We start from the raw sequence: 24,687 nt of genomic DNA, 5'->3' as shown, positions 1-24,687 counted from the left end.
AATAATCTGATCAACACTAACTAACTGCCTATCGCCTACGCCGCGCGCGGCTGAACTCTGCGGAGGATTTATGACTGGTCATGAGAAAAGTGTGCCCCTGGAAAAAATGCGCAGGGACAAGCGCATGGACCCCGAGCACCGCATGCGAATGGACGCAGCCATCCACATGCAGGGCCGTGGCTGGGTGACCGGTCGCGACGGTGGCCGGCCGTGGACCCTGTCGCGCACCAACCGCGTAATGGCCTGCCTCGGTGCGCTGGTGATCCTGGTGCTGATTTCGCCGGTGCTGCTGGGGCTCGCGCTGGCCGTCAAATTCACCAGCCCGGGGCCGGTGATGTTCGTGCAGAAGCGCACCGGTTACCGCGGCCGCCTGTTCGGCATGTACAAATTCCGCACCATGGTCGCCAACGCCGAGGAGCTCAAAGAGTCCCTGCGGTACCTGAACAAGCACGGCGCCGACGCCATCGATTTCAAGATCGACAAGGACCCGCGCATCACCGGTATCGGCGGTTTCCTGCGACGCACCAGCCTCGACGAGCTGCCGAACCTGTTCAACGTGGTGACCGGCGACATGCGCCTGGTAGGCCCCCGGCCGACTTCGTTCAATGCCTACCGCTACAAGGACAATCATCTGGCGCGCCTGAGCATCTACCCCGGCATGACCGGCCTGTGGCAAATCTCCGGGCGCAGCAATATCGACTTCGACCAGCGCGTTGAGCTGGATCTGCGTTACATCGCCCAACAGAGCCTGCTGCTTGATTTGAAGATTCTGTTGAAAACCCCTTTCAAAGTATTCAGCGGCCACGGAGCGAGTTAAATGGACGGTTCAACTGCTAAAAGCCTCAGCATTGCCAGCCCGAGCGAGTCCAACCTGACATCGACCGTGCTCGACCAGGACCTGCGGATCCTTTTCCTGACCGCCGCCAACCCCGGCGCCGGCACCACCACCAGCGCCCTGGCGCTGGCCAGTCAGCTGGCGCAGATGAGCAGCGGCCTGGTGCTGCTGGTGGACGCCAGCCAGTCGGCGACCAACCTCACGCAACAGCTGGGGCTGACCAGGGAACGGGGGTTTCGCGACTTGTTGTTCAACGACCAGAGCCCGCCCTTGTTGCAGGACTGCGTGGTGGACGTCTCCAGCCTGCCCTTTCACGTGCTGCCGTTCGGTCGCCATTCCCGTGGCAACGAACACCTGACAGCCGAACGCCTGAGCCCCTTGCTCAATCAACTCGGTAGCCAGTACCGGTTCGTGGTGATCGACGGCGATGCGGTGTATTCGGCCTCCGACACCCTGGTCATCAGCACCCAGGTGGACGGCGTGGTCATGGTCGTGCGCTCGGAAGACACCCGCTGGGAAGTGGCCCAGGCCGCGGCCCAGCGCCTGAGCCAGGCCGGAGCGAAGCTGGTCGGCAGCGTGTTCAACCGACGCAAGTACTACATGCCCAAGTGGCTGTACAAAAACCTGTGAGCAATCAGATAAGGATGACGCCATGAACGCCAAGATGCTTGTCCTGCTGTTGCTGCCCCTCGCAGGTTGCTCCAGCACTTCCGACCAATCCCAAAGCATGCCGGTGCAAATCCTCACGGCTCCACCGGCCAACGCCCAGGCCACCGACGTGCCCAAGGTCGAGCAGACCCTGCGCCCACAGGATGTGCTGGACGTGATCTTCCACATCAGCACCAGTGGTTCGGACGCCTATCGCGTGCAGTCCGGGGACATGATCGCGCTGAACTTCACCGCCGCCAGCCAGCTCAACGGCAACCAGTTGGTGCTGCCCGATGGCACCATCGAACTGCCAGGGGCCAACACCTCGGTGAAAATCGAGGGTCTGACCCGCGATGAGGCTCGTGAGGCGATTCAGCGCGCCTACGACCGCAAACAGCTGTTCCAGCCCAACCGCAATCAGCTGTCGGTGAACCTGGTGAGCCCGCTGACCAATGAACAGAACCTCAAGTCCACGCTCAACCACCCCGGCACCGGCATGAGCCGGGAAATCACCGTGGGCACCGATGGCTACGCCAGTTTCCCGGAAATCGGCGCCGTGCCGCTGCAAGGCATGACCGTCAACCAGCTGGAGGCCTACCTCAATAAACGCTACGCCACCTTGCCGGGTCGCATGACCGTGGACGTGCTGCTCAAGTCCACCGCCGGCAACGAAATCTATGTACTGGGCGAAGTCGGCCAGCCGGGGTCCTACCCGATCCGCCGTCCGGTGTCGGTGCTCGAAGCCCTGACCATGGCCCGCGGCTCCAACATCAAGGCACGCCTGGACTCGGTGATGATCATGCGGCGCAACGGCAACCAGGTGGTCGCCCATCGGTATGACGTAGAGAAGGCCTTGTCCGGCGATGCCTCGCAGATCGCCTACCTGCAAGCGGACGACATGCTGTACGTGCCCAAGACCAAGCTGGCCAGCGCCGGTGAGCTCGCACGGCAACTGGCGGACGTCGTGTTGTTCCAGGGCGTGGGCTTCAGCTTCAGCTACCGCGTCGACAACAAAAACGACAACAGCAGCAACTAACTCACAGGTGCCCCGTCATGAATCCAAAGGAAAACTACCTGCATGAGTTCTTCAGGATCTTCTTCGCCAACAAGCAGTTGGTGAAGCGAGTCTTCCTGGTCTTTGCAGTGATCGCCGTGGTCTTGCCGCTGATGCTCAAGCAGAGCTTCGATATCACCGCCCAGGTGATCGTGCAGTCCAAGAAACTCTCCCAGGGGGATGCCACCAGCACCCTCAACCAGGAAAACGCGTCCTTCATTCCGCCGTCGCTGGCGGACATGGAGACCGAGAGCAATATCCTGCGTTCGCCGGCCTTGATCCGCCAGACCATCGGCCAGTTGCGCGAAAAGGGTGAGTACACACCGCCCGTGGGCGTCTTCAGCAAACTGGTGATGCAGCCGATCAAACGGTTTGTGACCAATCCGATTCGCGAACACGTGGTCAACCCGGTTCGCAGCCTGCTCGGGCTGCAAACCGATCCGGTGCGCGACACCGTGCTCGATACCCTCACCCAGGAAGCGTCCGACGCCCTCAAGGTCGAAACCTTGCCGGGCTCCAACGTGATCTCGATCGTCTACAGCTTCCCTGACCCGGCCCAAGGCACCAGGTTCGTCGCCGCCCTGCTGCAGAACTACCTGGTCAGCCGCCAGGAAATGCAATCGATCGACCTGCCGCAGAGCTTCTACGAAACAAAGAAGTTGCAATATCAGGTGCGTCTCGATGGCCTGGAGGCTAATCGCCTGGCCTTGCTCGAAAGCATCGGTTCGTCCGACCCCAAGGAAGAAATCACCTTCCGCCTCAACGCGATCAACACCGAGGAGCAAGCGCTCAACCTGTACCAGGACCGCCTGCTGCAAAGCCAGCGCTGGCTCGACTACCTGAAAACCAACCTGGCCATCGCCAACAGCGCCCGGTTCAACGACTACACCTTCCCCTACACCTTCACCACCACGGTGGACAACGTCGCTTTCGAAGATCGCGAGATCAAGCAACTGGGTGAGCAACTGACGACCCTGGTCGGCCGCTACATGAGCGACCTGGCGATCTTTCAGCCCAACAGTGAGCCGATGTTGCTGGCACGTGAGCAAATCACCCGGACCCGTGGGCAATTCCTGAAGGTTGTCGCCAACCGGATCCAGGAGCGCACCAGCGACCTGGCGACGATCAGCTCGGTCATCGACCAGAAAACCGCGCGCATTGCCGAGTTCAAGAACCGCATCCACCAGTTGCAGGAAACCCAGAGCAAGCTGCGCCAGATGGACACCGAGATCGACGCGCTGCACGCGGCGTTCTCCACCTACGCCCAGCGCTTCGCCGAAAGCAGCACGTCGCGCGCGCTGGACAACGACCTGTCCAACGCCCGGGTGCTCAGCCCGCCGTTCGAACCGACCGAAGCGGCGTTTCCCAAGCCGTTGCTGATCATTCCATTCGGCCTGTTCACCGGCTTGCTGCTGGCGATTGCCCTGGTCTACGTGCGTGAGTTCTTCGACCACCGCTTCAAGCACCCAGGGCAAATCACCCATGAACTGGACTTGCCGGTGCTGCTGGTGATCAACGATCAAAGCACCCAGCCGAACAATCCGCACAAAAACTGGAGCGTTCCGGCCCTCGTGCATTGGGTGCGCAATTGAACGCGTCGCTCGGCACCACCCGCGACCTGCCGATCATTCATTTGCTCAGCAGCGGCGGCTTCTATGGGGCCGAGCGGATGCTGCTGGATCATTGCCTGGCGACGCCGGGGCAGCACCTGGTGCTGTTTCTCGATGCGCCGCCAGAACTGATCGCGCGTTTTCGCCAGGCCGGTGTGGATTGCCTGGGCTGTGCGGGCCTGGGCGAGTTGCTGGGGCATTTGCGCCAGCGACGGGACCTGCGGCCATTGATCAATACGCACAACTTCAAGGGCCTGCTGTTCGGCTGGGTCGGCGCCACGCTGCTGCGCCTGCCGTTGGTGATCACCCAGCACGGCTTCACCCCGCGCAGTCGCAAGCAGAAGTTCTACACCTGGCTGAGCCTGCAACTGTGCCGCACGGCCTCGGTGGACCGGGTGGTGTGTGTCGCCGAGAGCATTGCCGCGCTGCACCGCCAGGCCAATGTACGCACGGACAAGCTGCAGGTGATCCCCAACGGTTTGCCGGCGGCCAACGACCTGCTGCCGCACAGTGGCGCACGTCAACGCTGGCTGGCCGGCTACGTCGGACGCTTGAGCAGTGAAAAAGGCCCTGACCTGTTTCTCGATGCGCTGATCCCCTTGTGTCGGCAGTACCCGCAACTGGATGCGGTGATGCTCGGCGATGGGCCGGAACGCGAAAGCCTGCAGGCACGGATCGACGAGGCAGGTTTGCAGTCGCGGATCACGCTGCCGGGCTACCAGACCGATATGGGCGCCTGGTGGCGGCAACTCGATGCCTTGGTGATCAGCTCGCGCACCGAAGGCACGCCGATGATTCTGCTCGAAGCGATGCAGGCCGGAGTGCCAGTGGTGGCCTTCGGCGTCGGCGGGATTCCCGATGTCTTGCAGGACCGCCACAACGGCCTGCTCGCCGCGCCCACCGACAGCGCCGCCCTCGCCCGCCAGATCGGCGCGCTGCTGGGTGACCCGAGCATGGCCGGCGAGTTGATCGACAACGCAAAACGTACGCAACGGGATCGCTATGACCTCAAGGCCCTGGCCGAACGCTGGTCGCAGCTTTACATCCGCACTGCACGGGAGGCACACGCGTGATCTTTCCGCTCTCGATCGTCAGTTTGCTCGGCCTGGTCTGCCTCGGTTTGCTGGCCAGCCCCTATCCGTATCTGGCGCCGGGCGCGGTGCTGGGCCTGGTGGGTGTCGCGGTGCTGTACCGCAAGCCTGCCTGGGGCCTGCTGGGCATTGTCGCCATCCTGCCGTTCGAGGGTCTGTTCAAGGACAACGCGCTGTCGGGCTCCAAGCTCCTCGGGGCCTCGCTGGCGCTGATCCTGATGCTGCAACTGGCAATTCACCAGATCCCGGCCGACCGCCTGCGCAGCAATATCTGGCGTCTGCTGGTCGGGTTCATGTTGCTGTACCTGCTGAGCCTGTTGAACACCGACGACATGGGCATCTCCCTGGGCCACCTGCGCGAATTGAGCGTCGGCCTGATTCTGTTTGTCATCACCCTGCTGGTGGGGCGTGAGTTGAACCTCGACATGTTCGCCCGGCTGGTTGCCATCAGTGTCGCGGTGACCTGCGCCATGGCCATGTTTTCCGTCAAATACCAGGACGAGGGCCGCGCCTCCGGCTTGCTCAAGGACCCGAACGTCTTTGCCCTGCTGATTGCCTTCGCCGTACCCATGGCGTTGTTGCTGGTGGTGCGCAGCCATAACCTTTTGCACCGGTTGTTCTGGGGAGCCTGCACCCTCCTGTTGCTCGGTGGCATGACCAAGACCGAATCCCGTTCGGGGCTGGTGGTGCTGTTCCTCAGCCTGTTGATCGGCGCGTGGCATTACCGTGCGCAGTTGCCACGCATTCGTCCGCGCCACCTGGGCTTTGCCATGCTCGGCCTGGCGATTGTGATTCCACTGGGGCTCTATGCGATGCCGGTCGGTTACGTGGAGCGCATCCAGTCGCTGAGCATCCTGAGTTCCGGGGCCAAGAGCCAGGACGCGTCCCTGGGCCGTCGCGCCTCCTACATTGTGGTCGGCAGCGCCATGATCGCCGAGAACCCCTTGCTCGGCACCGGCCCCGGCACGTTCCCGCTGCACTACGCCACCACCGGTTATGCCAAGGTCTTTTCCATCACCGGCAAGACCGAGGACCTGTACCGTCGCGCCCACAACACCTACCTGGAGATCTTCAGTGAGCTGGGGATTCCCGCCGGCCTGATGTTCGTCGGCATGCTGGCCCTGGGGTTGTACAACCTGATGCGCGCCCGCCGCGCCTGGCTGTTGCGAGGGGACACCGCGCAGGCCGATGTGATGACTCACCTGGGCATGAGTTTTCTGTCGTTGACGCTGTTCCTGATGTTCCTCAGCGCGCCGAACCACAAGTACCTGTGGATCATGCTCGCGCTGACCAGCGTACTGCGCACGAAAGCCGAAGAAGCCCCGCCAAAGGAGGCCAGGGCATGAACCGCGTCAGTATCATCATCCCGATGTACAACGAGGCCCGGCACATCGCCCGGACCCTGCAGGCGGCACAACAGGCCGCCGATGCGGCCAACATCGAATGCGAGTTGATCGTGGTCGACAACGGCTCCGACGACCAGGGACCGCAGATCGCCCGGCAGTTCGACGCCCAGGTCCTGGTCCTGCCCCGGCTGCTCATCGGCGCCTTGCGCAATCGCGGAGCGGCGATCGCCAGCGGTGAATGGCTGGCCTTTATCGATGCCGATGTCGAGATGCCCGAGAACTGGCTCAAGCTGGTGTTCGACCTGGAGGCCAGCGGCCAGGCCGATGTCGTTGGCCTGGACCTGCACACCCCGGTTCAGGCGCCTTGGTACGCCGATGCCTGGCAACGCCGCACCTTGCGCCCCGACACACAGCCGCTGCATGTCGCGCAATGGTTGCCCAGTTCCAACCTGTTGATGCGCCGCCGCTGGTTCGACAAGGTCGGCGGCTTCAATGAACAACTGCGTACCGGCGAGGACAAGGAGCTGACCATGCGCCTGGTCGACGCGGGCGCGAAGCTGCTCGCAGTCAACCAAAGCGTAGCGCTGCATTGGGGCTACGAAGGCAGTTGGCGGGAATGGATGGGCAAGGAATTGTGGCGCCAGGGCAGTCATCTGCAATTGCTCCGCACCCATGGTCCGAGCCTGCGCTTGCTGCGCTTTCCGCTGCTGTCGATTGGCGCCTGGGTGGTCGACTTCATGGCCATTTCCGCCCTGCTCGACGGTTTCCCCCACCATGGGGCACTGATGCTGCTGCTGACCGTCCTGCCCGCCCTGGCACTCAGCCTGCGCCAGAGCGCCAGGCACCACGACACGCTCCTGACCCTGCAACTCTGGGGCCTGCACTGGGTGCGCCTGCACCTGGCCGGCGCCGGGTTCATCCTCAGTCTTTGTCATTGGAATGCCAGGAGGCCCGCCCGTGGCTGAATTCATTTTCTGGTCGTGCCTGTTGCTACCGGTTTACGCCTACCTCGGCTATCCCCTGTTACTGACGTTGCTGGCGCCGTTTTACCCGGCACCGCGCCATGGACCGGCACAACCGATGGACGTGAGCATCGTGATTGCCGCACACAACGAAGCGCGGCATATCGAAGAAAAACTGCGCACCGTGCTGGCCCAGGATTATCAGGCCCGCACGCTGCACGTCATCCTCGCCAGCGACGGCTCGACCGACGACACCGTGGCCTGTGCACACAAGGTCAATGACCCGCGCATCACCGTGCTCGACCTGCCCCGCCAGGGCAAGGCGGCGACGCTCAATGCCGGGGTCGCGAGCAGCAGCGGCGAGATCCTGGTGTTCACCGACGCCGACAACCAGTGGTCCACCGACACCCTCGGCCATTTGCTCGCGCCGCTCAACGACCCGCAGGTCGGTGGCTGCGCCGGGCACATGGTGATCCCGGTGACCGGCAAAGGCTTGAGCGTGGGCGACAGCCTGTATCGGCACTACGAAGGCTGGCTGCGCTACGTGGAAAACCGCACCGGCTGCATGGTCTCCGCCGACGGTGCATTGCTCGCCCTGCGTCGCGAGCTGTTCCAGAACGTGCCGGCGGAGGTCAACGACGATTTCTTCATCAGCACCTGCGCGCCGGTGGCCTTCAAAAAAATTGTCTACGTGCCCCAAGCCCAGGTGATCGACCAGGGCGTGGACGAAGCCGACAAGCAGTTCCGCCGCCGTCAGCGTGTCACCGTGGGTGGCCTGCAAAGCCTGGCCCAGCGCCGGGAGCTGCTCAATCCGCTGACCCACGGCCTGTATGCGCTTGCCTTGATCAGCCACAAGCTGATCCGGCGTCTGGCGCCGATCCTGTTGCTGCCGTTGCTGCTGAGCAATTTCTGGCTGTGGGAGGATCACGGCTTCTATCGCCTGAGCCTGATCGCGCAACTGCTCGGCTACACGGTGGCCATTGCCGGCCTGCTGGATTCGCAACACCGCTTACCCAAACCCTTTCGCCTCGCCGCCTTCCTTCTGGTGACCCTTGCCGGAATGAGCACCGGCCTGTGGCAGTTCCTGCGCGGTCAGCGTTACGCCCAATGGAACCCCGAGCAAAATCGATGAGAGGCGCGTGCCATGGCGATCAAGCAACTGTTAAAGCGTACCAGTGGCTGGCTGTACCTCAACTCCCCGGTGGGGCGCAATCAACTGCACGGCGCCGGGGTGATCCTGATGCTGCACCGGGTGCTGGCCAGCGACCAGGCCGCCGAACTGCCCCATCGCAATGAACTGTGCGTCGGGCCCAAGGCCTTCGAACATCTGCTGGCGTGGTTGAAAAAACACTTCGACTGCGTGCCGCTGATGGACATTCTGCAACCGGGTGCGCTGCGCCCGCAGCGGCCGAAAGTGGCGCTGACCTTCGACGACGGCTGGCGCGACAACGCGGTGAATGCCTTCCCGTTGCTGCAAAAGCACCAGGTGCCGGCGAGCATCTTTCTGTCCACCGATTTCATTGGCAGCCGCCAGCGCTTCTGGTGGGAAAGCATCGGCGAAACCCTGTGGAACAGCCATGGCGAACAGGCACGGCAACACCTGATCGAACGCTTGCAGCAACTTGGGCGTCCGTTGCCGGCACTGTGCGAAAACCCTGATGAACAGCGCCGCAGCCTGGCCTTGCTGAACTTTTTGCAGAGCCTGAAAAGCCTGTCGCCCCAGGACCTCAACCGCCTGACCGATGCCTGCCCGCAAGAGTCGTTGCCCCAGGCGCTGGACTGGCAGCAAGTGCGCAATCTGGAAGCGTCCGGCCTGGTGCGTTTCGGCCCCCACGGCGCCAGCCACGCCATCCTCACCGGTCTCGACGATCAATGCCTGGATGAAGAACTGAGCCGCAGTCGCGACGCGCTGCTCCACGGCTGCAACCGGCCGTTGCCGGTTTACTGCTACCCCAATGGCGACAACGATGCGCGTGTGCGCCAACAGGTGGCCCGGCATGACTTCCCGTTTGCCCTGGGCACCGGCACCGGGATTTATCGAGGGACCGAAGATCCACTGGCCCTGCCGCGCTTCGGTGTCAGCCAGCGTACCGCGCGCAATCCCGAGTTGTTGTCCTGGCGCATCTACCGTGGGGCACGTCCATGAGCCGCAGCCACTACCTCAAGCACCTGGCCCTGAGCATGGGCACCAAACTGGCGATGATCGCCCTGCGCTTGCTGCGCAACGTGTTGTTGGCGCGGATTCTCGGCCCCAGCGAACGGGGCCTGTTTGCCTTGCTCAGCACCCTGCCCGACCTGATCAGCGCCGCCACCAGCGGTGGCCTGAATTCGGCGGTGGGCTATCAGGCGGCCAAACAACGGCCGATGGGCCTGCTGCTCAGCCAGGTGCTGGTGTTCGGCTGCCTACTGGCGGCGTTGCTGACCTTGCTGGTGGTGGCGCTGACCCGCGAATTCGGCAGTGAACTGGACATCACCACGCAATTGGGCCTGCTCGCCTGGCTGTTGCTGCTGGCAGTGCCGCTGACCGTGCTCAAGAGTGGTTTGCTGACCCTGCACAACGCTTCCGGTGGCGTGGTTGCCTTCAACGCCTTGCGCCTGATCGAGTCGCTGGCACCGCTGCTGCTGTTCCTCGCGCTGTTCTGGATGTGGAAAAGCGCAGCCCTGGAAGTGGCGCTGATCAGTTGGCTGGCGGGCATCAGCCTGGTGGTGCTGGTCGGTTGGGTGTGGCTCAAGCGCAATCAGCCGCTGACCCTGCAATGGGACCGTGCCAGCCAGAACGAACTGTTGCGCTTCAGCGCCCGCAGCCATCCGGACCTGCTGTTCCAGCAAGTGATCCTGCGCTCGGACTACCTGTTCATCGGCGCCCTGCTCGGCAGCACCGCGCTGGGGCATTACGCCATGGCCAGCGCCGCCGCCGAGTTGCTGCTGATCGTCCCGGAAGCGGTGACCACGCCGCTGATGAAACGCCTGCTGCAACAGGAAGAAGGCATCGACAAAGTCACGCCACTGGCCTTGCGCCTGACGGCCACGGTGATGCTCGGCGCCTGCCTGAGCATGGCGCTGATCGGTGACTGGCTGATCGTCACCCTGTTTGGCGTGGCCTACCAACCGGCCTATCCGGCGCTGCTCGCGCTGCTGCCGGGCCTGCTCGGGCTGTGCTATGCGAGCATCCTGCGCCTGGACTTGCTGGGCAAGGATCGACCCGGTTCGATTTCGTTGTTGATGGGCCTCGGTGCCTTGCTCAACCTGGCGCTGAACCTGGTGCTGATCCCGGCCTACGGCATCGTCGGCGCGGCGGCAGCCTCGTCCATCGCCTACCTGGCGGTGACGGTCGCCCTGCTGGTGATGTATTGCCGCCTGAGCAAGGTGCCGTTCTGGCAGACCCTGATCATCCTGCCCAGCGACATCGCCCCGATGCTGTTGGTCCTGCAACGGAAGTCGGCATGAAGTATTTCGCGCTGCTGGTGAGCCTTGGCCTGAGCGTCGACGCCTGCGCCGGGCCGATGCGCTGGGCCGATATCCGCGACGGCAGCCTGTACCTGCAAACCGATCGTCCCGATACCGTGACGGTGCAATGGGTGCCGGCGTGGCAGGCCGGCGCCAACGAAGAACACCTGTATCTGCTCGATGGCCAAGGCAGGCTCCAGGGTGAACGGGCGATCGCCGCCGCCGAGACCCAAGGCACCCAGCATTGGCCGTTGGCACCGAGCACCAGCAGTTATCGCCTGGAGATTCCGGGCTACAGCTTCCGCCGCTACCGCGTAGAACACGACGAGCACACCGTGGCGTTGTTCGCTCCGGCCAAGGTGCATTTCAGCGCGGAAACCCGTGACGGCGACGAGCTGTATTTCAAGGTCGCGGCCGGGGAACACGCGGTGCTCGCCGGCAAGTTCCACGACGGCGTCAGCGCCCTGCAGGCCCAGCGCGTGGGTGACGGCAAGCAACTGACGCTGCCCCTCAAGCCCTACCGTGCCTACTGGCAATTCGACAAGGCCGAGCTGCCTGTCGCCAGCAGCGATCAGTTCTGGCGCCTGCGCCTGCAAGGCAGTGGCAAAGCGGCGTTCTGGCTCGACGGCACGGCCAATCTGTTCGCGCAGAATCCGCAACAGCTCAAACCCCTGCGCGAAGACGACGGCCAGACCCGCTTGACCTTGCACAAGGAGCTGCTCGGCAACACCCCGAACCTGGGCATCGCCTTGCCCTACGTGATGCCACCGCCTTCGAGTTTTGCCGTGCTCGATGCGCTCAAACCCCAGGCAGCGACCTACTACAGCTTCGTCGACATCATGGCCACGCAGCCGCACTACGAGGACGCTTTCCGCCGCCTGTACCAGGACCGCTTCGGTATCACCCAGGACATCACTCTGCTGGCCGGCAGCCAGCGCCAGGCCGAACTGCGCGCCGACAGCACCAGCAATGGCGGCCTCGATGCCTGGCTGGCCGCGACCCGCGCCCTGGGTGGCAAGGGCACGCACTACATCGGTTTCGCTGACGAGCCGAACCTCAATTACCCGGACTACGCCAGTTTCCAGACCGTGTTCAACAGCATGGCCCGGCAGGTGCGCAGCAACCCCGACAACGCCAGGGCCGGCGTGCGCATTGCCATTCCGGCCAGCTCGCGGTTTATCAACGGCCCGCTGGCTGAGCGCGCCACCGAGCGGCGCGGCATCGATTGGGCGCGGCGCTTGCTCAAAGACTCCGGCGACCAGATTGACGCCCTGGCCTGGCACGAATGGATGATCCGCGACCTGCTCGCGACCCGGGTCTATCGCGATAGCGTGCGCCGTGCCGCCGACCTGGTGGGGCTCGACGCCCAGGGTCGGCCGCGCAAGGCCTTGCTGCTTGACCAGACCAACATGTCCAGCGGTGCCAGCCTCAGCCCTTACGATCAGGAAACCCACTACGCCTCGTTGTGGTGGGCCTCGGTGGTGATCAATTCGTCCCAGGACGGCCTGCTCGACATGCTCGGCTGGTTCCAGGCCGCGGACGAGCCCGAGTACCCCAAAGGCATGCTGCGGGTACTTGGCGATGATCATTTCGAACTCAAGCCCGTCGGCCTGGCCCAGCAGTTCATCCAGCAACACTGGCTGCACAAGGTGGTGCGCCTGGACAACGACGCCTTCGAAGTCGATGTGCTGGCCATGGCCGACGACCTCAAGCGCACGCTGCTGGGGGTGAACAAGGGCACACGCTTGCAACGTGTCGACCTCAACGGCGCGGGCTGCCCGCTGGCCAAGGGCTCCCTGCGTTATTTCGGCGCCGACAACCGCAGCCGCGACGCCCCCTTCAACTGCCGGGACGGTCACGTGAGCTTCGAGCTGCCTGGGCAAACCCTGTTCGCCCTCAGCTGGATCGCCCCATGACCGCCCCCTCTTGTGCCTGGCCGCGTCGGCATTTCGCCGCACGCGGGAATCACTCCACTCGCGGGCAATCCCGTCAGGAGCCAACAACATGAGTGCAATGCAAAAACTCAGCGAACACATCAAACAAAAAGGCCTGAGCGCCACCTTGAAAAAAGCCTGGAAGCACTACGTGTTTTCCCACCAGGAACTGCTGTGGATGGAGCGTGACCTGGTCAGCCCGGTGCCACCGCACAAACTCAAGCCCTACCCGCCGCTGCGGGTCGTCAGCATCACCCCGGAAAACGCCGTGGCCTTCACCCGCCACTTCGGCGACCGGGTCGAGACCATGGCCGAACTGGCCCGGGAGGGCTACACCGGGCAAATGCACCTGGATGACAAGGGAGACGCGGTGGCGTTCATCTGGGGCGCCGCGCGCAACTATCTCGACAAGCACTACTACGGTTGCTGGTTCCCGGTGAAGCCGGGGGAATTCTTCGAGTTCGGTGGCGAACTGGCCAGGGCCTACTGGGGTACCAAACTGTCGATGGACCTGCAAACCGAGCTGTGGAAAGCCATGCACGCCCAAGGCTGCAACAAGGTGGTGGACGTATGCGAGTGGCACAACATCCCGGCGCTCAAGCTGCATATACGCACCGGCTATAGCGAGCAGGGACGCATCACGAACGTCTACGCACTGTTTGGCCGCTGGCGCTTCTTCCGCGATACACGCTACACCGGCTCGCGCCTGGACACCTTGCGCAAACCGGTGCGTGAACCTGCCACTGCCGAGGCGACGTGATCCCATGAGCGCACGATTCGAATGGCGCACGTCGCTGTGCACCCACGACTTTCCGGCAACGGCTTACGAAGCGTTGCGCCAGCGTGTAACGGACCACACGCCGTTCAACACCCTGGCCTGGCTATACGCATCGGAACTGGCGCTCAAGCCCGGCGAGCAGTTGCACGTACTGCTCGGCTGGCAGGGTGACGAACTGGCGCTGTGCCTGCCGCTGGTGGCGTCCGTGGAGCGCTTTGCGCGTTTGCCGTTTCGGGTCCTGCATCATCTGGGCTACCCCCTTGCCGACCGCCTCGCGCTGCTGACGAGGCTGGACGGCGACAATCTGCGCGAGGCGCTGAGGCAGATCCGGCAACGCCTGCCCCATGCCATGCTGCAACTCAACGAACTGGCCGGTTCCACGGCCCAGGCACAAACCCTGGCGCCGTGGCAGGCACACAGCTCGACCGCCGAACAACGCCTCAGCTGTCGGGTGCCGGTGCACCTGATCAGCGAGGCCGACCATCAGGAAGTCTCCGGCGACCCCCGCTACAAACTGCGCCGCGCACGCAAACGCATCGCCGCCTGTGGTGCCCAGGTGCGGCGGATTACCCCCGACGCCCTGACCATGGGGCCGCTGTTGCAGGAAATCAGCGAAGTCGAAGCGGTGAGCTGGAAAGGCGATGAAGGGGTCGGGATCTTTGCCGATGCGCGCCATCGCCAGTGGATGGACCGCGCCTTCACCGCCCTGGCGGCCCGGGGCCTGGTGCGCGTTGTGGTGCTGGAACTGGAGGGACGCTGCATCAGCTATCGCCTCGGCTTGCTGGAACAGGGCCGTCTGTACGACTACAACCTGGCGTTCCTGCCGCAATATGCCGACCTGGGCAGCGGCCGGGTGCTGCTCGAAGAGTGGATTCGCTGGGGCCTGGAGGACCACTGGCAGTGGATCGATGCGTCACGGGTCAGCCTGGAAAACTCCAGCCATCAACTGCATGAACGCATGACCGGGCAACTGGAACACTGGCGCTGGAGTTTCTACTCCTGGCGGCCAAGCGGGCTGGTGCTGGGGCTGGCCTTGCGGGTCTGGCAACACTTCAAACCCCGATTGCAGCAATGGCGCGCCCGGCGCGCGGCGGCCGCAATCGCCACCCCGGCGCCCGTCGCGCCCCCTGCGATCAAAGCACCTGCGCCTACGGAAAAACTCAAGGAGGATGAACATGCCTCGGCAAGTGATAGTCAACGCTGACGACTTTGGCCTCAGTGCCTGCGAAAACGCGGTGATCCTGGGCGCGTTCCAGGCCGGACTCATCAGTTCCGCCACCGCCATGGCCAACATGCCGGCGTTCGAAGCGGCCTGCGTCCTGGCTCGGCATCCGTTGCTCGAAGGCCGCATCGGCCTGCACTTCAACCTGACCTATGGCCGCCCGTTGAGCCAGGGCATTACGCGACGCCCGACCTTTTGCGACGGCGCCGGCGTGTTCGACCTCAACCTGTCCCGCACCCGCCTCTGGCTCGGGCGCCGGGATCGCCAGGCTGTACTCGAAGAACTCGAAGCCCAGTGGCAGCGCTGCCTGGACAACGGCATGCGCCCCAGCCACCTGGACTCCCATCAACACGTGCACAACATCTGGCCGATCGGCGAGATCGTCGCGCGCTTTGCCGCCCGCCAGGGGGTGCCGGTGCGTCTGGCGCGCAACCTGGGGCAAAACCTCAGCCTGCCCAAGCGCGTGTTCAAGGACCTGCTCAACCGTCGCCTGAGCAACCTGGCCGGTGCCACCGCCGACTACGTGTGCACCCCGGTGGATCTACGCAACGCCGAGCCGCCACCCGACGGACTGCTGGAAATCGTCGCCCACCCGAACCAGCTCGGCGCCGACTTCGGCGATGCCTACCTGGAACCGGGAGAGTCCTTGAGTGCGTTGCTCGAACAGCGCTTGCCAGGTGTGCCGCGGGTGGCCTATACCGCCGCTTGCGACGCCATGTCTCACCGGACTCAGGCGGTTCTGGAGTAACACCATCCCCCCTTGTGGGAGCGAGCCTGCTTGCGAAGGCGGTGTGTCAGGCGACATCAATGTTGCCTGTACTGACGCTATCGCGAGCAAGCTCGCTCCCACAGGTTTTGCATGCATTCAATCGACTGTTCAGCGCCCCCGGATTCGTTCGGGAATAGCGGCTTTTTGACGCCTGAAAATTGTGTCAAGACTGATACATAACTAGAAACACAATGCCGGCGGATGCATGGCCATGCAGTTGCCATTGGTGATCTATACCCATCGATACCTTCACCACCCACCATTAATCCTCGGCTTAAGGAGGGCTTCATGAGCGTACTCGACAAGCTTCACGAACACATCAAGCGCAAGGGCCTGGGTCACACGTTCAGTACGCTGTGGAAACGCTACGTGTTCTTCCATTGGGAGTTGCTGTGGATGGAGCGCGACCTGGTCAGCCCGGTGCCGCCACACAAGCTGCGACCCTATGCTCCCGTGCGCCAGGTGGTCATCACCCCGGATAACACTTCAGCGTTTGCCAAGCACTTTGGCGACCGTGTCGAGACCATGGCCGAACTCGCCGCCGAAGGTCACACCGGGCACATGTACCTGGATGACGAAGGCCATGCGATCGGGTTCATCTGGGGCAGCACCCGGGACTATCACGACCGCCACTACTACGGGTGCAGGTTCGCGGTGAAGGAAGGCGAATTCTTCGAATTCGGCGGCGAAATGATCCGTGCCTACTTCGGCACCCGCCTGTCCGTGGATGTCCAGGTGGCCCTCTGGGAAGCCATGGCACTGCAAGGCTGCAACAAGGTGGTGGACGTCTGCGAGACCCACAACATCCCGGCGCTGAAACTGCACATCCGCATGGGCTACCACGAACAGGGCCGCGTCACCCACGTCTACGGTCTGTTCGGCCGCTGGCGCCTCTTCCGCGAAACCCGCTACACCGGCTCACGCCTGGAACCGCTGCGCAAACCCGGGCGGCCGGTGGTGACGCAGGCGCAGGCCGAGGCTTGATCCTGGGGTTTATCCGCTGGACCACATCGCTCCATTCGCGAGCAAGCTCGCTCCCACATTGGATTGTTGTCGTATGCAAGATCGAGTACGACACCGAATTCCTGCGGGAGCGAGCCTGCTCGCGATGACGTTAAACGTCTCACTTACTTCCAGGAAAAAGCGTACAGAAGTAAGGAGCAGTCTGACTCGCCACAGACCTGAATCTGCGATTACTTTCGAACGGGATTCAGGAGTCAGAGCCAATGAAGGAAAAGTTAAAAGACTTCGACATGGCGTCACTACTCGATAGCAACGAGGCCATCACTGAATATTTCTTTCAGGTAGTGGAATACGGCGATGTCGAAGAGTTTGTTCGAGCTATCGAGTACATAACCGAGGCCTACGCAGTTCTAACCGAGTCCACCTGAAACCGCGTCGCTGCCATCGCGAGCAAGCTCGCTCCCACATTGGATGGTTGTCGTATGCAAGACTGATGTACGACACCGAACACCTGTGGGAGCGAGCTTGCTCGCGATGGGGCCCGCAGAACCCGCACACTATTGAGCCCAGGACATCAGCTCTTCACCACCACCCACGTAAAACACAACGGCAACTGCGCCACCTGCTGTTGATAGCGGTCATAGAGTTCTTCGCGGTTGGAGTGCGGGTATTCCCTGAAGTGACGGATCTGCAGCCCTGCTGCAATGGCCGCGCTGAAGAGGTCGCCCAGGGTGTGGACGAACCAGTAGGACGGCGCGGCCGGTTGTTCGATCCTGCCTTCGTAGACGATCGGTTCGTGCTGCACGAACGGTTCGCGGCGGAAGTATGAGCTGTCCAGGCGATAAGGATCGGCTGCCTCGGGGTCGAACATTTCCAGGAACGGATGGGTTTCGTACACCACCAACGCCCCACCCGGCTTCAGGGTGCGCGCCACATGGCGGAAGAATTCGCCGATGTCCGGCATCCAGTTCAAGACGCCAATGGTGATCAGCGCCAGGTCAAAGCGCTCCAGCAATTGAGCAGGCAAGTGGTGGATGTCCGCTTCGATGAATTGCGGCGCGTGGGGCGAGCGGGACGCCAGTTCCCGTGCCTGCCCGAGAAAGGCTTCAGACTGGTCGACGCCCACCACGCTGTGTGCCCCCAAGGCGAACAGCGACAGGCTTTCACGACCGTTGTTGCAGCCCAGTTGCACCACGTCCTTGCCGTCGACACCCGTCTGGGTCAGCAAAGCGGTCAGGGTGTCGTCCAGGCAGGAGAAATCCGCGTGGGCCACGTCCTTCAACAAGGCTTGCCATTCGCTGGAGTCCTTGTGGTGACGGGCGGAGTCATTCCAGGCCTCGCGGTTGCTGGCGATGGCTTGTTCTTTTGTCGGCAGTTCCATTGCACGCTCCAGGGTTTAGGTCGTCGATTTGACCGGCCGGAGTCTAGATCAACCCCATCCTGGCAGATGTTGCGAACTTGTAATCCGCGCAGCACCGACGGCTGTCCACGACGGCAGCTATAGTTAATAACCTTGGGGTGAATGTGGTTAAACCGATCTAGCAGGTGTTGCCATGAAAAAGACCGACCTGACGCTTTTGCTCGCCGTCTGCCTGGGCGCAACCGCTGTCGCCCACGCCGATGACATGCCAAACACCACCAACTACAGCAGTGAATTCAACTATTACGGCGCCGACCAACCCTTCGCGCACCCTGCACCACCGTCCATGAGCATCATCCCGCCGGGCTCGTACATCCCGACCGCACCCGGGGATTTCATCCCGGTTTCCAGCGAGCACGTGTTCTCGGACTCGCGCCTGCCGACGGTGGCCGACGCCACGGTTCGGGTGTTTATCCGCTCCTACGATCCGGAGCGTGGCGTGTACGTCAACCAGGAAGTCGAGAACCCCAGTTGCATGATGTCCTGTCTGAGGGAAGGCCCAGTGTTGCAGTGAGCTAGGGGGCATTCTCAATTGGTTTCCCCACCGCGTTGTCGCCTTAAAGCTGGCCAGGCAAGGCGTAGGCCGCTGGGAATGGTTGTTCCCTTTCCAAGGCCTGCAACGCAGCATGGCCAGCTTTAAGGCACAACCCGAAGGGCCGGGCCTGCTGTTGTGCAGGGCTGTGTTGCTCGAAGCTGATTTGGAATGACCAAACTGCGCTTCTCGCGCCTTGCCCTGCACAACAGCAGACCCGGCGCGGTAGGGAAACCAATTGAGAACGCCCCCTACCACTGGCGTTTGTCCGGACGGGCGAGGCCGAGCTTTTCGATCCGGTAGCGCAACATGTCACGGCTCAGACCCAGCAGGCGTGCCGATTTGGTGACGTTCCAGTCGGTCTTGTCGAGCATCTTACGCACCATGTCGCGCTCCACTTCCGGCAGGTTCATGGAATCGCTGCCGTTGAAGGACGGACGCTGTTCGCTGAAATGTGGCGGCTCGTGATGAAACATCGGTGGCTCATCCATCAGGCTCAGGCAGACGTTCAACTGATGGACGGCGATAGTGTCGCTTTGCGCCAGCAACACGGTCTGCTCCAGCATGTTGCGCAATTCGCGCACGTTGCCCGGCCAGCTATAGCTGAGCAGCAAATCTTCGGCCTGGTCGCTGAAATGCAGGTTCGGTTTGCCGTAGCGCTTGCCATGTAGCGCCAGGAAGTGCCGGGCCAGCAGCAGGATATCGGCGCCACGGGCATACAGGCGCGGCACCTTGATGGAAATGATGCGCAGGCGGAAAAACAGGTCACGACGGAATTTGCCTTGCTGGACCATCTGTTCGAGGTTGCAGTTGGTGGCGCTGATCACCCGCAGATCGACCTTGCGCTCCTTCACCGAACCGACCCGGCGAATGGTCCGGTCTTCCAGCAGTTTCAGCAACTTGGCTTGCAGCAGCAGGTCCATTTCACCGATTTCATCGAGGAACAGCGTGCCGCCATCGGCCGCTTCCACCAGCCCCATGCGACGATCCTTGGCGTCGGTGAAGGCGCCCTTCTCGTGGCCGAACAGTTCCGATTCCACCAGATTGGACGGGATCGAAGCACAGTTGAACTCAATGAACGGGCCTTTGGCGCGCGGGCCGTCGAAGTGCAAGGCCCGGGCCACCAGTTCCTTGCCGGTGCCCGTCTCGCCTTCCACCAGCACCGGCGGCAGGTCGCTGTTGGCCATGCGCCGCTCGGCGTCGAGCAACTGGGTGATGGTGCTCTTGAGGTACACCATCGGTGCCGACTCGCCAATCAGTGCCTGCACCCCCGACTTCTGGGCCTCGCGCTCCTGGTAAAACGACAGCGTACGCTCCATGCGGTCGGTGGCCAGGGCCTTGTCCAGCAGCAACTTGAGCTCTGGCAGGGCCACGGGTTTGGTGACGTAGTGAAAGGCGCCCTCTTTCATCGCCACCACGGCGTCTTCGACGTTGCCGTAGCCGGTCATCATGATCACTTTCAGATCTGGTGCGCTGATGCGCAGCTTCTGGATCAGGTCGTGACCACTCATGCCCGGCAACGAGTTGTCGGTCAGTACCACGTCAGGCGCGAAAGAACCCAATTGCTCCAACGCATCTTCAGCCGAGTGGCAGACGGTCACCTCGAAGTCCTTGCGCTCCAGGTAAGTCTGAATATTCTCGGCGAGGATTTCGTCATCCTCGACCAGCAGAATGCTGTGCTCCATATTCCCCTCCCGTTGCCACTTTGAAATTGAGACAAACACGGGTTCCTTCCTGCTCCCGGCTGGTCAGTTCGACCGAGCCGTCAAACCGCTCCATTATTCTTTTGACCAGGGCCAGGCCCACGCCCAAACCACCTTGCTTGGTGGTGAAAAACGGCTTGAAGACCATTTGCTGCTGTTGTTTGGACATGCCCTTGCCGGTGTCGGTCAATGTCATTCTCACGTCGCCGGACACCGAGGAATCGATCTCGATCGTCAGCACGCCACCCTTGGGCATTGCTTCCAGTGCATTAGCAAACAGGCTATTGAGTATTTGCGTGAGCAGCACCTGTTGACTGACGACCGGTGGCACACTGACAGGGGAGAAACGCACCTCGACGTCCGACCGCTTGATCAGGGACTCAAAGGCACTCAGGGTGTCTTCGAGGGCCAGCATCAGATCGACCGTTTCACAGTCGTCATTCATCGGCCGCAACGACACCAGCAATTCACGGACCCAGCGCGACATGCGGTCGACCTGACTGATGATGTCGCCGATGTTTTTCTGTGCAGTCTGGCTGGCGATGTCCTGGGCCAGTTCGGCGCTGGAACGGATATTGGCCAGCGGGTTGCGCAAGCTGTGGGCGACCGCCGAGGACATCTCGCCAAGGGCGACAAAGGTCTCGTTGGCGATCAGTTGTTTCTGCTGGCTCTGCAACAGCGTCGCCGCGCGTCGCACGATCCAGAACAGCCCCAGGTAAATGGCCGCCCCGCCGATCAGCGTGGCCAGCCAGATCGCCTTGAAGCCACGCTGGATGCGTTCCACCAGATCCAGCGGCTCCTTATAGATTTCCACCATGGCAATCACTTTGCTTCTGTCGGCGTTGAACATCGGAATGTAGTTCTCGACGAACAAATACTCCGGTTCGCGCAGCAGGCGCTGCTCGGGACGCTCCTCATCGATTTCGTGGTAACTGGTGGACACCGGCGATTTCATTTCGAAGGATTCGTCCAGCTCAAAATCGTCTTTGATGCGCACGCCAATCAACTCGGGGTTGGTCGACCAGACCACGGTGCGGTCCAGGGCGTACACCGTCGCCAGCAGGATGTCCGGCAGGTGCATCACATGGTCGAGAAACTCAACCCGCGCGGCGGCCCGGGATGCGGGATTGACGTCGGGGTAGGCATCGTCCATGCGCGGGTCGAGCATTTCACCCATGGTCCGGCTCGGGACAATGCCAGCATGCCGGATTTCGGCCTCGCCAATGGACTGGATGAACTGCGCGGTCAGCATCGAATCACGCTCGATACTTTCATCGACAACAAAGCGCGTGGAGATGTAACCCAGCCCCAGCGCCACCGCAGCGATGATCAGAAAGCTTGCCAGGGAGAACCAGCGCAGCAAATTGAACTGCGGTCTCCACCCTTTGCGTTGTGCTGCCGGAGCCTGCGGCGCAGCTACTTTTTGTTGTTCGAGTATCTGCATGGCTGTGTCCTGGATGCTTGAAATCGAGCCTGTTCAGCCGCTTTCAGGATCAGTGTAGGTGGCATTGATAGCCTTGACCGGCCCGCGTAATTTTTTTGACACTATTGCACCCGGGGTGTCTCGGGTTGCGCGCCCGAATGATGGTGTTCGGGCTCCTCGTTACCACTGACCAATGGCGCCGCTGGCGGATGTTGACGGTCGGTTTCTTCTTTCAGGAAATCGATGAGGGACTGGGCGGAATGCGGATCCAGCCGCAAGTTTGGCATCGAGATCCTGTTGTAGCGCTCGAACAGTTCCATCGCGATCGGGTCCTTTTCCGCGAGCATGCGGTCAGGTTCGCGGATCCAGCGGATGAGCCAGGCCGGATCGCGCTGATAGGTCACGCCGATCAGGTCCGGGCCGATGCTGCGCAGGCCGATGCCCTGCCCGTCCAGCGGACCGAGGCTGTGGCAAGACGCGCAGCGGGTGCGAAACAGCTCTTCGCCATTGCTCGGTGGGCGAATTTCCGGTGCATCGGCATAACTTTCTTCCACACTGGGCTGTTTCCAGTTATGCAGGGTATTGGCCAGTTGGTCGGCCAGAATCCACGGATTTTCGAAGGGAGAGGCTTTCATCCAGCGGCCCGTAGCCTGGTTGCCGACGATCAGGCTCAGGTTGTGGTCCTTGTTGCGCCCGTTATCGACGCCTTCGATGAACAGCCCCAGTTTTTTGCGCAGGTCGGTGACGTCGGCGAATTCCCCGGTGAGGAATTTCCACCCGGGCCCGACCTGGAAGCGTTGCGCATAGGCCTTGAGCACCTCGGGGGTATCACTCAAGGGATCGATGCTGATGGAGTAGAAGAAGATGTCCTTGCCGACCCGATCCCCCAACAGTTTTTGCACCTGGCGCAAGCGCGCGGTTTCCAGGGGGCAGGAGTCGCTGCACGAGGTGAAGATGAAGTTGATCACCACCACCTTGTCTTTGATCAAGTCATCGAAAAAATGCAGCGGCTGTCCGTCCTGGTCGGTCAGCGGGGTGTTGGGAAAATAGTCGGCACCCCACGGGGTGACGGCTTCAACGACAGCGGATTCGGCAGTGGATGCCGGAGCAGGTGCGGGCGTCGACGTCGGCTGGCTGGCGACCAGCATCTGGCTGGCCAGCAAACCGGTCACCAGCATCAGCACCAGGTGCATGCCCAAGGCTCGCGAGCGTGGTGAATGCATCTCTTTTTTTTCCATCACCAGCCGCCTCGATGTGGTGAAGGGGGTGATGGTGGTTTTGCAAGGACCTCGCCAATCATGTGTTTTTTTATAAAAACGTACTAACACTCGACAAAACAATGATTTATCAAAATCAATGGGCGATGACCGGGGAAATGACCGGGGATTGATACCCGATGTTGGGGGTAGGTCATCCCCGTTTTCAGGGGGCCAGAAAAAACGACAGGCGCACAGTGGTGCCCTCGCCTTCACTGCTGTCGAGGGTCACCGCACCGCCAAATCGCTCCATGATCCGCTTGACCAGCACCAGCCCGACGCCCAGCCCGCCCTGTTTGGTGGTGAAAAACGGCCGGAAGGCCATGGCGCGCTGTTCTTCGCTCATGCCTTTGCCGGTATCGCTCACCCTCACGCTGACGCGCTGGGCATCGCGCGGTTCGATCCGGATGGTCAGGGTGCCGCCGCCGTCCATGGCTTCCACCGCATTGGACAGCAGGCTGTTGAGGATCTGGGTCAGTTGCACGTGCTGGCTCAGCACCATGGGCGTCTGGTCCGGCTCGAACACCACGTTGACGCTGGCCCTGCCGATCTGGTGCTCGTAAGCCATCAGGCTGTCATGCAGTGCCGCTACCAGGTTCACCGGTTCCGCCTCGTCATTGAGCGGTCGCAGGGACTGGAGCAACTCCCGTACCCATGTCGACATGCGATCGACCTGACCAATGATGTCGTTGATGTTCCTGTGCGCCGGACCGCTGTCGAACTCTATCGCCAGCTCGGCGCTCGAACGGATGTTCGCCAACGGATTGCGCAGACTGTGGGCGACCGCCGAGGACACTTCGCCCAGAGCGACAAAGGTTTCGTTGGTGATCAATTGCTTCTGCTGCGTCGCCAGCAGGATCGCCGCCCGCCGCACGATCCAGTACAGCCCCAGGTAAATCAGGCCGCCGCCCAATGCAGTCGCCAGCCAGATCAGCACCAGGCCGCGCTCCATGCGGTTGATCAGGTCTTGCGGTTCCTTGTAGATCTCGACCATCGCCGTGACGGTGCTGCCATCGGCGTCGAACAGGGGAATGTAGTTTTCGATGAAGGTGTATTTGGGTGGTTCCAGGAACTTCTGCTCCATGCGGGATTTGCCCACGCCGTGGAAACTGGTCGACACTGAAGTCTTTGCGTTGAATGCCCGGTCGAGGTCTTCATCGGCACGGATCGTGATGCCCATCAAGGCCGGATTGGTCGACCAGATCACCATGCGGTCGGGGGCGTAGATGTTGACCAGGATCACGTCCGGCAAGTTCGCGATATGGTCGAGGAATTCACCGCGGGCACTGGCACGGGACAGCGGGTCGACGTCGGGAAAGTCCTTGTCTTTGCGTGGGTCGAGCAACTCGCCCATGGTCCTGACGTTGGGAATCGACACATGGCGCACCTCGGCCGAGGCAATCGCCTGAATGAATTGTGAGGTCAATAGCGCATCGCGCTGCACGCTTTCGGTAATCACGAACCGCGTGGACACCGCCCCCAGCGCCACCGCCACCGTGCCGATCACCACCATGCTGATCAGCGAAAACCAGCGCAGCAGATTGAACGGCTCCTTGCGCGTGTTCAAGCGAACTTCGCTGTCGGTCGCAAGTACTTTGGCGATTGTGTTCATGGACACGGTTCCCGGACACCCCCTATAGGTTTATAGCCCAGCCATGGCCGATTGCCCGAACCTGGGGACTGCGATACCCCAC

The 24,687-nt window shown here is 62.1% G+C and carries 22 protein-coding genes; 17 read left to right on the top strand and 5 right to left on the bottom strand.

Annotated features, from left to right (window positions below; all coding sequences use genetic code 11):
* Positions 1-70 precede the first annotated feature (70 nt).
* The 16 genes from KGB07_RS13685 (at position 71) to KGB07_RS13610 (ending at position 17,087) form a co-directional block, all read left to right on the top strand.
* A complete protein-coding gene (locus tag KGB07_RS13685) occupies positions 71-817 on the top strand; it encodes a sugar transferase (protein WP_223465618.1) in 747 nt (248 codons plus the stop codon).
* Positions 818-1,465 (top strand): CpsD/CapB family tyrosine-protein kinase, encoded by a 648-nt coding sequence (locus KGB07_RS13680; protein ID WP_046043670.1) that lies wholly within the window; start codon positions 818-820, stop codon positions 1,463-1,465.
* Between the two features lie 22 nt (positions 1,466-1,487).
* Entirely contained in the window at positions 1,488-2,519 is a 1,032-nt protein-coding gene (locus KGB07_RS13675) for a polysaccharide biosynthesis/export family protein (RefSeq protein ID WP_223465616.1), read from the top strand.
* Between the two features lie 17 nt (positions 2,520-2,536).
* Positions 2,537-4,129 (top strand): GumC family protein, encoded by a 1,593-nt coding sequence (locus tag KGB07_RS13670; RefSeq protein WP_223465615.1) that lies wholly within the window; start codon positions 2,537-2,539, stop codon positions 4,127-4,129.
* Complete coding sequence (locus KGB07_RS13665) at positions 4,126-5,220, top strand: glycosyltransferase family 4 protein (RefSeq protein WP_223465614.1); 1,095 nt, start codon at positions 4,126-4,128, stop codon at positions 5,218-5,220. The genes KGB07_RS13670 and KGB07_RS13665 overlap by 4 nt, the downstream gene beginning before the upstream one ends.
* On the top strand, positions 5,217-6,584 hold the full coding sequence (locus KGB07_RS13660; protein WP_223465613.1) for an O-antigen ligase family protein: 1,368 nt from the start codon (positions 5,217-5,219) through the stop codon (positions 6,582-6,584). Before KGB07_RS13665 ends, KGB07_RS13660 begins: the two co-directional genes overlap by 4 nt.
* The gene (locus KGB07_RS13655) at positions 6,581-7,549 is read left to right on the top strand and encodes a glycosyltransferase (protein ID WP_223465612.1); all 969 of its coding nucleotides are present in this window, start codon (positions 6,581-6,583) and stop codon (positions 7,547-7,549) included. Before KGB07_RS13660 ends, KGB07_RS13655 begins: the two co-directional genes overlap by 4 nt.
* Positions 7,542-8,678, top strand: a complete 1,137-nt coding sequence (locus tag KGB07_RS13650) for a glycosyltransferase (protein ID WP_046043664.1) — start codon at positions 7,542-7,544, stop codon at positions 8,676-8,678. Before KGB07_RS13655 ends, KGB07_RS13650 begins: the two co-directional genes overlap by 8 nt.
* 12 nt (positions 8,679-8,690) lie before the next feature.
* On the top strand, positions 8,691-9,692 hold the full coding sequence (locus tag KGB07_RS13645; protein ID WP_223465611.1) for a polysaccharide deacetylase family protein: 1,002 nt from the start codon (positions 8,691-8,693) through the stop codon (positions 9,690-9,692).
* Positions 9,689-10,993: a lipopolysaccharide biosynthesis protein gene (locus KGB07_RS13640; protein WP_223465610.1), complete on the top strand. Its 1,305-nt coding sequence runs from the start codon at positions 9,689-9,691 to the stop codon at positions 10,991-10,993. Before KGB07_RS13645 ends, KGB07_RS13640 begins: the two co-directional genes overlap by 4 nt.
* The gene (locus KGB07_RS13635) at positions 10,990-12,909 is read left to right on the top strand and encodes a hypothetical protein (protein WP_223465609.1); all 1,920 of its coding nucleotides are present in this window, start codon (positions 10,990-10,992) and stop codon (positions 12,907-12,909) included. Before KGB07_RS13640 ends, KGB07_RS13635 begins: the two co-directional genes overlap by 4 nt.
* An 88-nt stretch (positions 12,910-12,997) precedes the next feature.
* On the top strand, positions 12,998-13,687 hold the full coding sequence (locus KGB07_RS13630) for a hypothetical protein (protein ID WP_046043659.1): 690 nt from the start codon (positions 12,998-13,000) through the stop codon (positions 13,685-13,687).
* Between the two features lie 4 nt (positions 13,688-13,691).
* The gene (locus tag KGB07_RS13625) at positions 13,692-14,909 is read left to right on the top strand and encodes a GNAT family N-acetyltransferase (RefSeq protein WP_223465607.1); all 1,218 of its coding nucleotides are present in this window, start codon (positions 13,692-13,694) and stop codon (positions 14,907-14,909) included.
* Positions 14,881-15,675 (top strand): ChbG/HpnK family deacetylase, encoded by a 795-nt coding sequence (locus KGB07_RS13620; protein ID WP_223465606.1) that lies wholly within the window; start codon positions 14,881-14,883, stop codon positions 15,673-15,675. Before KGB07_RS13625 ends, KGB07_RS13620 begins: the two co-directional genes overlap by 29 nt.
* Before the next feature lie 309 nt (positions 15,676-15,984).
* Complete coding sequence (locus KGB07_RS13615) at positions 15,985-16,680, top strand: GNAT family N-acetyltransferase (protein WP_046043655.1); 696 nt, start codon at positions 15,985-15,987, stop codon at positions 16,678-16,680.
* Positions 16,681-16,922: 242 nt separating this feature from the next.
* The gene (locus KGB07_RS13610; protein ID WP_185754869.1) at positions 16,923-17,087 is read left to right on the top strand and encodes a transcriptional regulator; all 165 of its coding nucleotides are present in this window, start codon (positions 16,923-16,925) and stop codon (positions 17,085-17,087) included.
* Between the two features lie 146 nt (positions 17,088-17,233).
* On the opposite strand, the gene KGB07_RS13605 is transcribed toward KGB07_RS13610, so the two are convergent.
* The gene (locus KGB07_RS13605) at positions 17,234-18,040 is read right to left on the bottom strand and encodes a class I SAM-dependent methyltransferase (RefSeq protein ID WP_223465605.1); all 807 of its coding nucleotides are present in this window, start codon (positions 18,038-18,040) and stop codon (positions 17,234-17,236) included.
* Between the two features lie 172 nt (positions 18,041-18,212).
* On the opposite strand from KGB07_RS13605, the gene KGB07_RS13600 reads away from it, so the two are divergent.
* Positions 18,213-18,593: a hypothetical protein gene (locus KGB07_RS13600; protein ID WP_046043652.1), complete on the top strand. Its 381-nt coding sequence runs from the start codon at positions 18,213-18,215 to the stop codon at positions 18,591-18,593.
* 269 nt (positions 18,594-18,862) lie between these two features.
* Here KGB07_RS13600 and KGB07_RS13595 read toward each other — a convergent pair whose 3' ends face one another.
* From KGB07_RS13595 to KGB07_RS13580, 4 genes are all read right to left on the bottom strand, one after another.
* Complete coding sequence (locus tag KGB07_RS13595; protein ID WP_046043651.1) at positions 18,863-20,296, bottom strand: sigma-54-dependent transcriptional regulator; 1,434 nt, start codon at positions 20,294-20,296, stop codon at positions 18,863-18,865.
* Positions 20,265-21,758, bottom strand: coding sequence for a sensor histidine kinase (locus tag KGB07_RS13590; RefSeq protein WP_046043650.1), 1,494 nt, complete (start codon positions 21,756-21,758; stop codon positions 20,265-20,267). Before KGB07_RS13590 ends, KGB07_RS13595 begins: the two co-directional genes overlap by 32 nt.
* Before the next feature lie 101 nt (positions 21,759-21,859).
* A complete protein-coding gene (locus KGB07_RS13585; protein WP_411741533.1) occupies positions 21,860-22,960 on the bottom strand; it encodes an SCO family protein in 1,101 nt (366 codons plus the stop codon).
* Positions 22,961-23,159: 199 nt separating this feature from the next.
* Positions 23,160-24,605 (bottom strand): sensor histidine kinase, encoded by a 1,446-nt coding sequence (locus tag KGB07_RS13580; RefSeq protein WP_046043647.1) that lies wholly within the window; start codon positions 24,603-24,605, stop codon positions 23,160-23,162.
* Between the last annotated feature and the right edge of the window lie 82 nt (positions 24,606-24,687).

This window comes from Pseudomonas sp. GL-RE-26 (genome assembly GCF_019956275.1).
Lineage (GTDB): Bacteria > Pseudomonadota > Gammaproteobacteria > Pseudomonadales > Pseudomonadaceae > Aquipseudomonas > Aquipseudomonas grandcourensis.
The sequence above is the reverse complement of the archived record's forward strand: the minus strand, read 5'-3'. Positions and strand labels throughout refer to the sequence as shown.

What these genes read in the sequence shown, in the direction of transcription:
- KGB07_RS13635 (WP_223465609.1), top strand. Translation starts at nt 10,990, where the DNA reads ATGAAGTATTTCGCGCTGCTGGTGAGCCTTGGCCTGAGCGTCGACGCC.
- KGB07_RS13600 (WP_046043652.1), top strand. Translation starts at nt 18,213, where the DNA reads ATGAAAAAGACCGACCTGACGCTTTTGCTCGCCGTCTGCCTGGGCGCA.
- KGB07_RS13640 (WP_223465610.1), top strand. Translation starts at nt 9,689, where the DNA reads ATGAGCCGCAGCCACTACCTCAAGCACCTGGCCCTGAGCATGGGCACC.
- KGB07_RS13590 (WP_046043650.1), bottom strand. Translation starts at nt 21,758, where the DNA reads ATGCAGATACTCGAACAACAAAAAGTAGCTGCGCCGCAGGCTCCGGCA.
- KGB07_RS13655 (WP_223465612.1), top strand. Translation starts at nt 6,581, where the DNA reads ATGAACCGCGTCAGTATCATCATCCCGATGTACAACGAGGCCCGGCAC.
- KGB07_RS13595 (WP_046043651.1), bottom strand. Translation starts at nt 20,296, where the DNA reads ATGGAGCACAGCATTCTGCTGGTCGAGGATGACGAAATCCTCGCCGAG.
- KGB07_RS13645 (WP_223465611.1), top strand. Translation starts at nt 8,691, where the DNA reads ATGGCGATCAAGCAACTGTTAAAGCGTACCAGTGGCTGGCTGTACCTC.
- KGB07_RS13585 (WP_411741533.1), bottom strand. Translation starts at nt 22,960, where the DNA reads ATGCATTCACCACGCTCGCGAGCCTTGGGCATGCACCTGGTGCTGATG.
- KGB07_RS13625 (WP_223465607.1), top strand. Translation starts at nt 13,692, where the DNA reads ATGAGCGCACGATTCGAATGGCGCACGTCGCTGTGCACCCACGACTTT.
- KGB07_RS13605 (WP_223465605.1), bottom strand. Translation starts at nt 18,040, where the DNA reads ATGGAACTGCCGACAAAAGAACAAGCCATCGCCAGCAACCGCGAGGCC.
- KGB07_RS13620 (WP_223465606.1), top strand. Translation starts at nt 14,881, where the DNA reads ATGCCTCGGCAAGTGATAGTCAACGCTGACGACTTTGGCCTCAGTGCC.
- KGB07_RS13580 (WP_046043647.1), bottom strand. Translation starts at nt 24,605, where the DNA reads ATGAACACAATCGCCAAAGTACTTGCGACCGACAGCGAAGTTCGCTTG.
- KGB07_RS13670 (WP_223465615.1), top strand. Translation starts at nt 2,537, where the DNA reads ATGAATCCAAAGGAAAACTACCTGCATGAGTTCTTCAGGATCTTCTTC.
- KGB07_RS13675 (WP_223465616.1), top strand. Translation starts at nt 1,488, where the DNA reads ATGAACGCCAAGATGCTTGTCCTGCTGTTGCTGCCCCTCGCAGGTTGC.
- KGB07_RS13615 (WP_046043655.1), top strand. Translation starts at nt 15,985, where the DNA reads ATGAGCGTACTCGACAAGCTTCACGAACACATCAAGCGCAAGGGCCTG.
- KGB07_RS13630 (WP_046043659.1), top strand. Translation starts at nt 12,998, where the DNA reads ATGAGTGCAATGCAAAAACTCAGCGAACACATCAAACAAAAAGGCCTG.
- KGB07_RS13610 (WP_185754869.1), top strand. Translation starts at nt 16,923, where the DNA reads ATGAAGGAAAAGTTAAAAGACTTCGACATGGCGTCACTACTCGATAGC.
- KGB07_RS13685 (WP_223465618.1), top strand. Translation starts at nt 71, where the DNA reads ATGACTGGTCATGAGAAAAGTGTGCCCCTGGAAAAAATGCGCAGGGAC.
- KGB07_RS13680 (WP_046043670.1), top strand. Translation starts at nt 818, where the DNA reads ATGGACGGTTCAACTGCTAAAAGCCTCAGCATTGCCAGCCCGAGCGAG.